The sequence below is a fragment of the Segeticoccus sp. genome, assembly GCF_035708005.1.
Window position 1 is genome coordinate 19,084 of sequence record NZ_DASSTI010000042.1, and the last position, 11,965, is coordinate 31,048.

Here is an 11,965-nt window from a genome sequence, read left to right on the forward strand (position 1 = left end):
GGCGCCACCCATCTGCCCGGCTTACCCTCGAGCGGTGACTTCCGCTCCGGGCCGCAAGGGGCCTTTGCAGCGCGTGCGCGGCATGCTCGACGTGCTGGTCCGCGAGCTGGCCAAGTTCGGCATCGTCGGCGTGATCGCGTTCGTGGTCGACGTGGGGGGCTACAACTTCCTGGTCTTCGGCCCGCACATCAGGAGCATGCTCGGCCACGAGGCCACGGTCGGCGTCATGCACGACATCCCGCTGCGCGCCAAGATCCTGTCGGTCTCGGTCGCCACCCTCGTGTCCTGGCTGGGCAACCGCTACTGGACCTTCCGGCACCGCCGGCGCCCGGCCGTCGCCCACGAGCTGGCCCTGTTCGTGCTCTTCAACGTCGTGGGAATGGTCATCGCCGTGGCCTGCCTGGGCTTCTCCCGCTACGCCCTCGGGCTGCACTCGCAGCTGGCGGACAACATCAGCGGCAACGGCGTGGGCCTCGTGCTCGGCACCCTGTTCCGCTTCTGGACCTACCGCACCATCGTCTTCCGCGGCGACGCCCTCACCCGGGTGGGCGGCAGCGGCAAGGGCCCCGGTGGGCGCGGCCGCCGGAAGCGCACCTCCTTGACCGAGCGCCGCAACGGTCAGAGGCCCGCCTCGGACAGGAACAGCGCGAAGATCACCGGCTGAGCCTGCACCAGCTCGAGGCGACCGCCGTTGGCCTCCGCGAGGTCACGGGCCAGGGCGAGCCCCAGCCCGGTGCTCGAGGCGCTGCTCACCGAGCGCTCGAAGATGTGCGGGGCGATGTCGGCCGGGACCCCGGGGCCCTGGTCGCTCACCTCGACGACCACGGACGGCCCGCTGCGCCGGGCGTGCAGGTCCACGGTGCCCCGCCCGTGGTCGAGGGAGTTCTCCAGCAGCGTCGACAGCATCTGCGAGAGGGCCACCGGTGTCGCCTGGACCCGCAGGCCGCGCTCGCCGTGGACGTAGACGCTGCGACGTGCCTGTTCGAAGGCCGGCTGCCACTCCCGCTGCAGCGCGGCGATCACCGAGTCCAGGGACACCGAGACCCCGGCGGTGTCACCACCCCGGCGGTTGCGCGTCAGCAGCTCGTCGACCACCCGGGTGAGCCGCTCGACCTGGTCGATGGCGATCCGGGCCTCCTCCCGCGCGACGTCGAGGTCGTCGGTGAGCGAGATCTCCTCCAGCCGCATCAGCAGGGCGGTCAACGGCGTGCGCAGCTGGTGCGAGGCGTCGGAGGCGAACTCCCGCTCCGCGGCCAGCGAGGAGTTCAGCTGGTGGGCGCTGCGCTCGAGCACCTGCGCGACGCGGTCGACCTCCTGCACCCCGGAGACCAGCGGCTGGAACCGCGACTCCCCCGCGCCGAGTCGCTCGGCCCGCTCGGCCAGCTCGCGCATCGGCTCGGAGAACCGGCGCGACTGCTTGGCCGCCAGCAGCACGCCCGCGAGAACCGCGACGACCGCGAAGACGGCGATCACCGCGAAGGCGACCATGGTCTGCGCGCGGACGCTGAGGCCGGACCCGTTGTCGACGTGGACGCCCGCGTCCCGGCTCAGGTGCAGACCCACCAGCGCCGCCATCGGCACCCCGATGATGACCACGGCCAGCACGACCGCCGTGACGGTCGAGCGGATGAGCCCGCGGCGCAAGCCTCAGCCCTGGTCGGACGACTCGAACCGGAAGCCGACCCCCCGCACGGTGGTGATGTAGCGCGGGGAGGTCGCGTCGTCGCCGAGCTTGCGGCGCAGCACCGAGATGTGCATGTCGAGCGTCTTGGTGGAGCCGAACCAGGCGGTCTCCCAGATCTCGCGCATCAGCTGCTCCCGCGGCACGACCTTGCCCTGCTCCCGCACCAGCACCCGCAGCAGGTCGAACTCCTTGGCCGTGAGCTGCAGCTCGTCGTCGTGGAAGTAGGCGCGCCGCGCCTCGGGGTCGATCCGGATGATCTCGCCGTCCCCACCGGTGTCACCGCTCTTGCGGCGCAGCAGCGCCCGCACCCGGGCGAGCAGCTCGGCCAGCCGGAACGGCTTGGTGACATAGTCGTCCGCGCCCGCGTCGAGCCCCACGACCGTGTCGACCTCGTCGGCGCGGGCGGTGAGGATGAGCACCGGCACGCTGCGCCCGTCGTTGCGGATCCGGCGACAGACCTCGAGACCGTCGACATAGGGCAGTCCCAGGTCGAGCAGCACCAGGTCGGGGTTCTCCTCGACCGCCTCGAGCGCCACCCGCCCGTCCGGGCACACGTCGACGTCGTAGCCCTCGCGCCGCAACGCACGGGCGAGCGGTTCGGAGATGGTGGGGTCGTCTTCGGCCAGGAGGACGCGGGTCATGGTGGGCATGCTAAGGGGTGCCACCTCTCTCAGCGGCCGGGCCACGCGGGACGACGCTTCTCGGCGAAGGCGCGCACGCCCTCTCGGCGGTCACCGGAGAAGGCGGTGGCGCGCCAGCAGGCGTCCTCCACCTCCAGGCCGGTGGCCAGATCGACGTCGGCGCCGAGCCGCATCGCGCGCTTGGCGTTGCGCAGCCCGACCGGCGAGTGCCCGGCGATCGTGCCGGCCAGCGCCAGTGCCCGATCCCGGGCGCTGCCCGCGGGCACGACCTCGTCGACCACCCCCAGCTCGCCCGCCTCCTGGGCGCCCAGCCGGCGTGCCGTGAAGATCATCGACGCGGCCCGGGACCAGCCGACGCGTCGCGTGAGCAGCTGGGTCCCGCCACCCCCCGGTATGACGCCCACGCTCACCTCGGGCAGCCCCACGACGGCCTCGGTCCCGGCGACGATGAGGTCGCAGGACAGGGCGATCTCCAGGCCGCCGCCCAGGGCGTAGCCCTCGACCACCGCGATGCTCGGCACCGGCAGCGCCAGCACTCCGCCGTAGGCAGCTCGCGCGACCGGACGCTGCTCCATCAGGTCGGCGTCGGTGAAGGAGTTGCGCTCCTTGAGGTCGGCACCGACACAGAACGCCTTCGGGCTGGTGCTCGTGACCACGACGCACCGCACCGTGTCGTCCGCGGCGAGCGCATCGGTCGCGGCGCCGATGGCGCGGGCCATGGCGGTGGACACCGCGTTCATCGCCGAGGGGCGGTTCAGCGCCAGCTCGGCGACGTGCCCTCCCTCGCCGTGCCGGGTGACACGCACCAGCTGCTCGTCGGGAGCCGGCTGCTCGCCGCTGTCCTGTGCCCCGGCCTGCTCGCCCTGGTCAGCCATCGTGGTCCTCCGTCACGTCGTCCCTTCCTGTGTCGTTCCCGTTCACGCTGTCTCGTTCCCGTCCTCGCCGTTCCCGTCCTCGCCGTGCCTGTCCACCGCGTTGTCCACGTCCGCGGCCGGCAGCGGCCCGGTCCGGCGCAGCGCCCACGAGCTCACCTCCCCGAGGCCGTCCAGCGGACGAGCCGGCAGCGGGCGCAACGCGAACGACGGGTTCGTCCCCAGCGCTGCGGCGATGCGCTCGTCGACGACCACCGACCCCGGGCGCGCCACCGACGTCAGCCGGCTCGCCCGGTTCACCGTAGTGCCGAAGACGTCCCCGAGGCGCGAGACGACCGGGCCGCACGCCATGCCGAGCCGGACCCGGGGCAGGATCTCGTCCCGCTCGACGGCGTCGACGAGCTCGGTGGCGATCAGCGCCGCCGCCCCGACATCGACCGTGGTGAAGAGCACCTCGTCGCCGAGGGTCTTGATGACCCGGCCCCCGCGCGCGGTCACCGTGTCCGAGGTGAGGATCTCGAACTGCTGCACCATCCGGCCGAGCTCGGCCTCGGTCAGCCCCCGGACCAGCGCCGTGAACGAGACCAGGTCGGCGAACCCGACGGCGCGCACGACGCCGGCGCCCGCCTCGGCCGGGGCCGAGTCGGCCAGCAGCCGGGACAGGGCCGCGCTGAGGTGCCGGCGCCAGGCATAGACCAGCAGCGGCTCGAGCTCGTCGGCCAGGTCGGCGACATAGGCGGCCACCTCCTCCGGTGTGGACCGTCCCGTGCCCGAGCGGTTGGCGAGCGCTTCCTCGACCAGCTGGGACTGCCAGACGGCCAGCCGGTCGGTGGTGCGCCCCATCGCGCGGGTGAGGCCGAGCGCGGTCGACTCGTCCAGCTCGCCGGCGCGCACCAGGCCCACGACCCGGCGCAACGCGCCCAGGTCGGCATCGGTGAAGACCCGGTCCCGCTCGCGGACGTTGGGGAACCCCAGCGCGTGCCAGAACCGGCGTGCCGCCAGCAGGGACACCGCCGCCCCCTGGCTGACCTCCCGGCGCCGCATGTGTCGGGGCGATCCGAGCAGCCGCGCCTCGAGGTCGTCCTTGAGCGACGCCGGCTCCCGCGGCTCGAGGCGCTCGACGTGGCCCTCGTCGCCGCCGGCGCCCCCGGGAGCCCCGCCGCGCGCCTCCGCCGGCCCGGCGTCGTCGCTCATCGGGCGGTTCCCGCTGCCTCGCTCATGCCCTCCGGGCGCACGTGCTCGACGTCACCGGCCGCGTGCGCCCGCCTCCCCTCTGGAGTGTCGACCACGAGCCGGCCCTCGTCGTCCACCTCGACCGCGCGCCCCCGGACCAGACCAGCGCCCGGCCGGTGGACGCGCACCTGTTGCCCGATCGTCAGGCAGGCCCGCCGGTATGCCGTGCGCACCCGTTCCAGCCCCGGCTCACCGGAGCGCCAGGCGTCGTAGCCGTCGAGCAGGTGCCGCAGGTAGGCCGCGAGCAGCTGCTCGCGGCTGGCCTCCGGCAACCCGCACAGGGCCAGCGACGTGGCGGTCGGCACGGGCAGCTCACCCCGGTCCTGGTCGACGTTGATGCCGGCGCCGCACACCGCCGCACTGCGGGCGGGGACCAGCTCGCAGAGCACCCCGCACAGCTTGCGCCACGGGGCGTCCGCTGCCGGGGTCTCCCGCGCGAGCAGGTCGTTGGGCCACTTGAGCGCGACCCGGTCGCCTAGCGCGGCCGATCCCGAGGGGACGGTGAGGGAGGCAACCGCCCGGTGCATCGCCATACCGGTCAGGAGCGGCAGCCAGCCGGGCTGGGAGGTGACCTCGTCGAGGGGCAGGACCACGGACACCGCGACCGAGGAGCGGGGCGGGGCCTCCCAGCGGCGCTGCAGCCGCCCGCGACCGGCGCGCTGGTGGTCGGCCACGACGACGCGCCACGGGCTCGGGTCCGCGAGCGCCTCGGCGTTGGTGGACCCGACGGACGCGTGGACCTCCACCAGCCACCGGCTCCCGGGACCCAGCGCGTCCCGCAGGGCGAGGGCGTCCACGGAGTCACGCATGGCCCTAAAGATAGGCTGCCGCGCATGACCGACGTTGTGCGCACTGACCCCGCAGACGCCGCCTCGTCCTCCACGTCGCCACCCGAGGTCGACCTCCGTACCACCGCCGGCCGGCTCGCCGACCTGCACCGGCGCAACGAGGAAGCCGTCCACGCCGGCTCGGCACGGGCGGTGGAGAAGCAGCACGCCAAGGGCAAGAAGACCGCGCGGGAACGCATCGAGCAGCTGCTCGACGAGGGCTCGTTCGTCGAGATGGACGAGCTCGCGCGACACCGGTCCACGAACTTCAGCCAGGCCAGCAACCGGCCGTACGGCGACGGCGTGGTCACCGGCTACGGCACGGTCGACGGCCGCCCGGTGGCGGTCTTCTCGCAGGACTTCACGGTGTTCGGCGGATCGCTCGGTGAGGTGTTCGGCGAGAAGATCGTCAAGGTCATGGACCTCGCCATGAAGATCGGCTGCCCGGTCGTGGGGATCAACGACTCCGGCGGCGCGCGGATCCAGGAGGGCGTGGTCGCGCTCGGCCTCTACGCCGAGATCTTCCGACGCAACGTGCACGCCTCCGGGGTGATCCCGCAGATCTCCCTCGTCCTCGGTCCGTGCGCCGGCGGCGCGGTCTACTCCCCCGCGATCACCGACTTCACGGTGATGGTCGACCAGACCTCGCACATGTTCATCACCGGGCCGGACGTGATCAAGACGGTGACCGGTGAGAGCGTCGGGTTCGAGGACCTCGGCGGGGCGCGGTCGCACAACACCAAGTCCGGTGTCGCGCACTACCTGGCCAGCGACGAGGACGACGCGATCGACTACGTGCGCCAGCTGCTGTCCTACCTGCCGTCGAACAACCTCGAGGACAGCCCCGTCTTCGAGGGGGAGGTCAGCGTCGAGGTGGACGAGGACGACGAGGTCCTCGACTCCTTCATCCCCGACTCCCCCAACATGCCCTACGACATGCACACGGTGATCGAGCACGTGCTCGACGACCAGGAGTTCTGCGAGGTGCAGGAGCTGTTCGCGCAGAACATCATCTGCGGCTTCGGCCGGGTCGACGGCCACTCGGTCGGAGTGGTCGCGAACCAACCGCTGCAGCTGGCGGGCACGCTCGACATCGACGCCTCGGAGAAGGCGGCGCGCTTCGTGCGCACCTGCGACGCGTTCAACATTCCCGTTCTGACCTTCGTCGACGTGCCCGGCTTCCTGCCCGGCACCGACCAGGAGTACGACGGCATCATCCGGCGCGGCGCCAAGCTGATCTACGCCTACGCGGAGGCCACCGTGCCGCTGATCACGGTGATCACCCGCAAGGCGTTCGGCGGCGCCTACGACGTCATGGGCTCCAAGCACCTGGGCGCGGACCTGAACTTCGCCTGGCCGACGGCGCAGATCGCCGTGATGGGCGCGCAGGGCGCCGTCAACATCCTGCACCGCAGGACGCTGGCCGCGATCGAGGGCGACGAGCAGCGCGAGGAGCGGCGGGCCGAGCTGACCGCCGAGTACGAGGACGCCCTGCTCAACCCGTATGTGGCGGCCGAGCGCGGGTATGTGGACGCCGTCATCATGCCGTCCGAGACCCGGCGCCACATCACGCGCGGCCTGCGCACGCTGCGCACGAAGCGGGAGCAGCTGCCGCCGAAGAAGCACGGCAACATCCCGCTGTGACAGGAGGCTTCGAGATGGCGCAGACCGCGTCCACGCCCACGTCCCCTTCGCCGTCGCCGTCGTTCCGGGTGGTGCGGGGCAACCCGACGCCCGAGGAACTGGCCGCGGCGCTGACCGTCGTGCAGGCACGCGCCGCGGCGACGGCCGCGGTCGAGGCACCGCCGCGGCGCGCGCCCGCGGCGTGGTCCGACCCGGCACGCACGGTGCCGGGCCGTGTCCCGCACCCCGGCCCCGGTGCCTGGCGCGCCGCCTTCTGGCCCGCCTGAGCGCCTGAGCCGGCCCCGGCGTCTGAGTATCCGTACTCAGGCGCCGCGGCGGTCCGGCGTCGGAGGATCGGACGCGTGCTGTGGTCCGATCCCGACGACGAGCCCCGCGAGGAGCTGCGCTCCGCACAGGAGATGCTGCGCCGCCTGGGCCGGCTGCTGGCCTTCGTCGTCCTGGCCGCGGGGCTGCTGGCCGCACTGCGCGGGCTACGCTGACGGGCATGACTTCGGATTCCGACTCTTCGACGGGCGCCGTGCGGCGGCTCGTGCTCGCCTCGCAGTCGCCGGCGCGGCTGGGGCTGCTGCGGCAGGCCGGTCTGGCGCCCGAGGTGATCGTCAGCGGGGTCGACGAGGACGCGATCAGCGCTCCCGCACCGGCCGAGTTGGCGCGGGTGCTGGCCGAGGCGAAGGCCCAGGCGGTCGCGGCGCGGCCGGAGGCCGCCGGCGCGCTCGTGCTGGGCTGCGACTCGGTGCTGGAGCTGGACGGACGCGCCCTGGGCAAGCCGGTGGACGCGGAGGACGCCACCGCGCGCTGGAAGTCGATGCGCGGCCGCTCGGGCGTGCTGCAGACCGGGCACTGCCTCATCGACACGGATTCGGGTGACCGCCGGTCGGCGACCGCCGGCACGGTGGTGCGGTTCGGCGAGCCGAGCGACGCGGAGATCGCCGCCTACGTGGCCTCGGGCGAACCGCTGCACGTCGCGGGCGCGTTCACCCTGGACGGCCGCTCGGCGCCGTTCATCGACGGCATCGAGGGCGACCACGGCAACGTCATCGGGCTGTCGCTGCCGCTGCTGCGCCGGCTGCTGGGCGAACTGGGCGTCGGTGTCACGGACCTGTGGACGCCGGCGTCGGCCTGAGCACCTGCCGGAGCGGGGTCAGGACCTCCTGAGCCGGGACATCCAGCCGGTCAGCGCCGCCGAGGCGCGTCCGGGTTCCTGCTCCCGCGGGTCGGGACCGTAGGCGACCAGCGTGTAGACGAGCAGGGCGAGCACGATCATCATGAACAGGAAGGCGAGCCAGCCGACCAGACCGACCGTCGCGGCCCCCAGCACACCGTGCACGACGGCCGCGATGATCAGCACGACGCGCAGGAACGTGCCGGGTCCGCGGTCGCGTATCGCGGTGCGCAGCAGGGCGAAGGCGCACAGCAGCAGGAAGAGGCCGGCGAAGATCCCGCCGACGACCGAGCCCACCGACATCAGGTGCGGGTCGAGTCCGGCCAGCGACATGTTCTGGTCGTCCACGACCATGCTCAGGAACAGTTGGGCCGCCACGACACCGAACGCCTCGACCACCAGGACGACCGCCGCCAGAGCCGCCACGGGTCTGCGAGCCACCACGCCGCCCACCTACTTCTTCCTCGCCACCGGGAGTTCGTCTGTCATGCACCGCGCACGCTACTCAGCGGTATGAGGGCGGGCAAGACACGTACCGCGGCCGGATGACCGCCCGGGCAAAGTTTCCGCGCGCCGTTAGTGGAAGTCCTACAAAAATCACGCGCGACGCCGTCTCCCGGCCGACAGAGACCTTGACCACATCGCGGTTCTGCGGGTGGCGGCCCGAAGGCGGCGTAACGTGGAGCTGACAAGGGACGACGGGGGTTTCACCACCCTCGCCTCACACACCGTGTGGGCAAGCTCACGGCCGTGGGCGGCTCGGCGGGTGGTGTCGCCCATACCTAAACTCACCTTGTTTCAAGGAGGGAGTCATCGTGCGCAAGGTGCTCATCGCCAACCGCGGCGAGATCGCTGTCCGGGTAGCCCGAGCCTGCCGGGACGCGGGGATCGCGAGCGTGGCCGTCTATGCCGAGCCGGACCGGGACGCGGTACACGTCCGGGTGGCCGACGAGGCGTTCGCGTTGGGCGGTGACACTCCGGCAGCGAGCTACCTGGACATCGCCAAAGTGCTGAAGGCGGCCGCCGATTCCGGCGCCGACGCCGTCCACCCCGGGTACGGCTTCCTCTCGGAGAACGCCGATTTCGCGCAGGCCGTCCTCGACGCGGGACTGACGTGGATCGGCCCGCCGCCGCACGCCATCCGCGATCTGGGCGACAAGGTCTCCGCCCGGCACATCGCCCAGCGTGCCGGTGCGCCGCTGGTGGCGGGCACCAAGGACCCGGTCTCGGGCGCGGAGGAGGTCGTGGCCTTCGCACAGGAGCACGGGCTGCCGATCGCCATCAAGGCCGCTTTCGGCGGCGGCGGGCGCGGCCTGAAGGTGGCCCGCACGCTGGAGGAGGTCCCGGAGCTGTACGACTCGGCGGTGCGCGAGGCGGTGGCCGGCTTCGGCCGCGGCGAGTGCTTCGTGGAGCGCTACCTGGACCGCCCGCGGCACGTGGAGACGCAGTGCCTGGCCGACAAGCACGGCAACGTCGTGGTGGTCTCCACCCGCGACTGCTCGCTGCAGCGCCGGCACCAGAAGCTCGTCGAGGAGGCCCCGGCCCCGTTCCTGACCGAGGAGCAGGAGGCCGAGCTGTACCGGGCGTCGAAGGCCATTCTGAAGGAGTCCGGCTACGAGGGCGCCGGCACCTGCGAGTTCCTGGTCGGCCAGGACGGCACGATCTCCTTCCTGGAGGTCAACACCCGTCTGCAGGTGGAGCACCCGGTCACCGAGGAGGTCACCGGCATCGACCTGGTGCGGGAGATGTTCCGCATCGCCGACGGCGAGGAGCTGGGCTACGACGACCCGCCGCGCCGCGGTCACTCCTTCGAGTTCCGCATCAACGGCGAGGACCCGGGCCGCAACTTCCTGCCCGCCCCGGGCACGGTGACCACGTTCGCGCCGCCGACCGGCCCCGGCGTCCGGCTGGACGCGGGTGTGGAGTCCGGCAGCGTGATCGGCCCGGCGTGGGACTCGCTGCTGGCCAAGCTGGTCGTCACCGGCTCGACGCGGCAGCAGGCGCTTCAGCGGGCGTCGCGTGCGCTGGAGGAGTTCCGCGTCGACGGCATGGCGACCGCGATCCCCTTCCACCGCGTGGTGGTCAGGGACCCGGCGTTCGCGCCGGAGGTGCACGGACACGAGGGCGACCCGTTCACCATCCACACCCGGTGGATCGAGACGGAGTTCGTCAACGAGATCGAGCCGTTCGTCCCGGCCGGCGTGGGTGAGGAAGAGGACGAGGGCGGCCGCGAGACCGTCGTCGTGGAGGTCGGCGGCAAGCGGCTGGAGGTCTCGCTGCCCTCCTCGCTGGGCATGTCGCTGGCCCGCACCGCGGTCGAGGGCGGGGCGCGCAAGCCGCGCCGCAAGACGGGCAAGAAGTCCGCGTCGGCCGCCTCCGGCGACGCGCTGGCCTCGCCGATGCAGGGCACCATCGTGAAGGTCGCCGTCGAGGAGGGCCAGGAGGTCGCCGAGGGTGAACTCATCGTGGTGCTCGAGGCGATGAAGATGGAGCAGCCGCTGAACGCGCACCGCGCCGGCACCGTCAAGGGTCTGGCCGCCGAGGTCGGCGCCTCCCTGTCGGCCGGCACCGTCATCTGCGAGATCAAGGACTGACGCAGCACACCACGACGGCGGGGCGCCGCGGCCCGATGAGGCTGTGGCACCCCGCCGTCGTGGTGTTCGCTAGCGCTTGCGCGGTGCGAGGTCGGTGACCCGGCCCAACTGTCCGTGGTGATCCAGTGCCTGGGCCGCCGTGCCGCGCAACTGCGGCGGCATGGTGCGGCGCTGGCCGGGCAGCGGCGGCAGCCGGTGCTGCCGCTCGGCCCCCGTCCCGCCGCGCGGCGGTACCGGACCGCCGTGCCCGCCGTCGACGGGCGGTCCGTTCCCGGGGCCGGTGTGCACGCCGGCCAGCGACAGTTGCACGCCCTGGTCGGCCAGCGCCTGCAACTCGGTGGCGGCGCGGTCGTCGTGGGCGGGAGGCTCGTTGGTGACCAGGCGGGTCATCGCCTCCGGCGGCACCGTCTGGAACATGGTGTCCGTGCCGAGCTTGGTGTGGTCGGCCAGCACCACCACCTCGTTCGCCGCCTGCACGAGCGCGCGGTCGACGCTCGCGGAGAGCATGTTGGACGTGGACAGCCCGCGCTCGGCGGTCAGGCCGCTGCCGGAGACGAAGGCGCGGGAGACCCGCAGTCCCTGCAGGGATTGCTCCGCACCGCTGCCCACCAGCGCGTAGTCGGCGCCGCGCAGCGTGCCGCCCGTCATCACCACCTCGACGCGGTTGGCGTGCGCCAGAGCCTGCGCGACGAGCAGGGAGTTGGTGACCACGGTCAACCCGGGGACCCGCGCCAGGCGGCGCGCCAGCTCCTGCGTGGTCGTTCCGGCGCCGACGACGACGGCCTCGCCCTCCTCGACCAGGCCGGCGGCGAGGTCGGCGATGGCGGTCTTCTCGGCCGCCGCGGCCAGCGACTTCTGCGGGAAGCCCGCCTCCCGGGTGAGACCGCCGGGCAGCACCGCGCCGCCGTGCCGGCGGTCGAGCAGGCCCTCGCCCTCCAGGGCCCGCACATCACGCCTGACGGTCACTTCCGAGGTCTGGACGACACGGGCGAGCTCCCGGAGCGACACGGCTCCGTTGGCGCGCACCATTTCAAGGATCAGTTGGCGACGTTCTGCAGCGAACACGAAACTGACAGTAACCCGGCGACTGCTCGCTTACACGAATATGCGGCGATTTTCGGAACTCGCCCGCATCTGGCACCACATTGTGCTATTGACGGGCGAACAGACGGGTGATCCGACGTAGCGTCGTCCGCCCGTCAGCGGGGGCACCTCCCCGGCCCGCAGGCCAAAGGGAGACGCGATCCCGCAGACTGGACGGCGGAGAACCCGTCTAGACTTCGTCGGCCGCCTTGCGGGTCTGCAGCT

The 11,965-nt window shown here is 72.6% G+C and carries 13 protein-coding genes; 6 read left to right on the top strand and 7 right to left on the bottom strand.

What is annotated here, in order from left to right:
- Positions 1-34: 34 nt before the first annotated feature.
- Positions 35-664 carry a GtrA family protein gene (locus tag VFL99_RS05020; protein WP_325105237.1) on the top strand — a complete coding sequence of 210 codons (630 nt, stop codon included), beginning with the start codon at positions 35-37 and terminating at the stop codon, positions 662-664.
- On the opposite strand, the gene VFL99_RS05025 is transcribed toward VFL99_RS05020, so the two are convergent.
- From VFL99_RS05025 to VFL99_RS05045, 5 genes are read right to left on the bottom strand one after another with little or no spacing between them, the layout of a single operon-like run.
- Positions 619-1,644 (bottom strand): sensor histidine kinase, encoded by a 1,026-nt coding sequence (locus tag VFL99_RS05025; RefSeq protein WP_325105238.1) that lies wholly within the window; start codon positions 1,642-1,644, stop codon positions 619-621. The genes VFL99_RS05020 and VFL99_RS05025 overlap by 46 nt on opposite strands.
- A 3-nt stretch (positions 1,645-1,647) precedes the next feature.
- On the bottom strand, positions 1,648-2,325 hold the full coding sequence (locus VFL99_RS05030; RefSeq protein ID WP_325105239.1) for a response regulator transcription factor: 678 nt from the start codon (positions 2,323-2,325) through the stop codon (positions 1,648-1,650).
- 29 nt (positions 2,326-2,354) lie between these two features.
- Positions 2,355-3,200: an enoyl-CoA hydratase/isomerase family protein gene (locus tag VFL99_RS05035; protein WP_325105240.1), complete on the bottom strand. Its 846-nt coding sequence runs from the start codon at positions 3,198-3,200 to the stop codon at positions 2,355-2,357.
- A 42-nt stretch (positions 3,201-3,242) separates the two neighbouring features.
- Complete coding sequence (locus tag VFL99_RS05040; RefSeq protein WP_325105241.1) at positions 3,243-4,391, bottom strand: adenylate/guanylate cyclase domain-containing protein; 1,149 nt, start codon at positions 4,389-4,391, stop codon at positions 3,243-3,245.
- Positions 4,388-5,239 carry a biotin--[acetyl-CoA-carboxylase] ligase gene (locus VFL99_RS05045; RefSeq protein WP_325105242.1) on the bottom strand — a complete coding sequence of 284 codons (852 nt, stop codon included), beginning with the start codon at positions 5,237-5,239 and terminating at the stop codon, positions 4,388-4,390. Before VFL99_RS05045 ends, VFL99_RS05040 begins: the two co-directional genes overlap by 4 nt.
- Positions 5,240-5,263: 24 nt before the next feature.
- Here VFL99_RS05045 and VFL99_RS05050 point away from each other — a divergent pair, with 24 nt between their 5' ends.
- The 4 genes from VFL99_RS05050 (at position 5,264) to VFL99_RS05065 (ending at position 8,024) form a co-directional block, all read left to right on the top strand.
- Positions 5,264-6,901: an acyl-CoA carboxylase subunit beta gene (locus tag VFL99_RS05050; protein WP_325105243.1), complete on the top strand. Its 1,638-nt coding sequence runs from the start codon at positions 5,264-5,266 to the stop codon at positions 6,899-6,901.
- Positions 6,898-7,167 (top strand): acyl-CoA carboxylase subunit epsilon, encoded by a 270-nt coding sequence (locus tag VFL99_RS05055; protein ID WP_325105244.1) that lies wholly within the window; start codon positions 6,898-6,900, stop codon positions 7,165-7,167. The genes VFL99_RS05050 and VFL99_RS05055 overlap by 4 nt, the downstream gene beginning before the upstream one ends.
- Before the next feature lie 75 nt (positions 7,168-7,242).
- Positions 7,243-7,380: a morphogenic membrane protein MmpB gene (gene mmpB / locus VFL99_RS05060; protein WP_325105245.1), complete on the top strand. Its 138-nt coding sequence runs from the start codon at positions 7,243-7,245 to the stop codon at positions 7,378-7,380.
- Positions 7,381-7,385: 5 nt separating this feature from the next.
- A complete protein-coding gene (locus VFL99_RS05065) occupies positions 7,386-8,024 on the top strand; it encodes a Maf family protein (RefSeq protein WP_325105246.1) in 639 nt (212 codons plus the stop codon).
- Between the two features lie 18 nt (positions 8,025-8,042).
- On the opposite strand, the gene VFL99_RS05070 is transcribed toward VFL99_RS05065, so the two are convergent.
- Positions 8,043-8,504 (bottom strand): hypothetical protein, encoded by a 462-nt coding sequence (locus VFL99_RS05070; protein ID WP_325105247.1) that lies wholly within the window; start codon positions 8,502-8,504, stop codon positions 8,043-8,045.
- Between the two features lie 374 nt (positions 8,505-8,878).
- Between VFL99_RS05070 and VFL99_RS05075 the strand changes: the two genes are divergently transcribed.
- Entirely contained in the window at positions 8,879-10,657 is a 1,779-nt protein-coding gene (locus VFL99_RS05075; RefSeq protein ID WP_325105248.1) for an acetyl/propionyl/methylcrotonyl-CoA carboxylase subunit alpha, read from the top strand.
- 69 nt (positions 10,658-10,726) lie between these two features.
- On the opposite strand, the gene VFL99_RS05080 is transcribed toward VFL99_RS05075, so the two are convergent.
- Complete coding sequence (locus VFL99_RS05080; protein WP_325105249.1) at positions 10,727-11,722, bottom strand: DeoR/GlpR family DNA-binding transcription regulator; 996 nt, start codon at positions 11,720-11,722, stop codon at positions 10,727-10,729.
- Between the last annotated feature and the right edge of the window lie 243 nt (positions 11,723-11,965).

Bases quoted from the DNA above. Each gene is read 5' to 3' on its own strand.
- VFL99_RS05045 (WP_325105242.1), bottom strand. From the start codon at position 5,239: ATGCGTGACTCCGTGGACGCCCTCGCCCTGCGGGACGCGCTGGGTCCC.
- VFL99_RS05035 (WP_325105240.1), bottom strand. From the start codon at position 3,200: ATGGCTGACCAGGGCGAGCAGGCCGGGGCACAGGACAGCGGCGAGCAG.
- VFL99_RS05065 (WP_325105246.1), top strand. From the start codon at position 7,386: ATGACTTCGGATTCCGACTCTTCGACGGGCGCCGTGCGGCGGCTCGTG.
- VFL99_RS05050 (WP_325105243.1), top strand. From the start codon at position 5,264: ATGACCGACGTTGTGCGCACTGACCCCGCAGACGCCGCCTCGTCCTCC.
- VFL99_RS05040 (WP_325105241.1), bottom strand. From the start codon at position 4,391: ATGAGCGACGACGCCGGGCCGGCGGAGGCGCGCGGCGGGGCTCCCGGG.
- VFL99_RS05030 (WP_325105239.1), bottom strand. From the start codon at position 2,325: ATGACCCGCGTCCTCCTGGCCGAAGACGACCCCACCATCTCCGAACCG.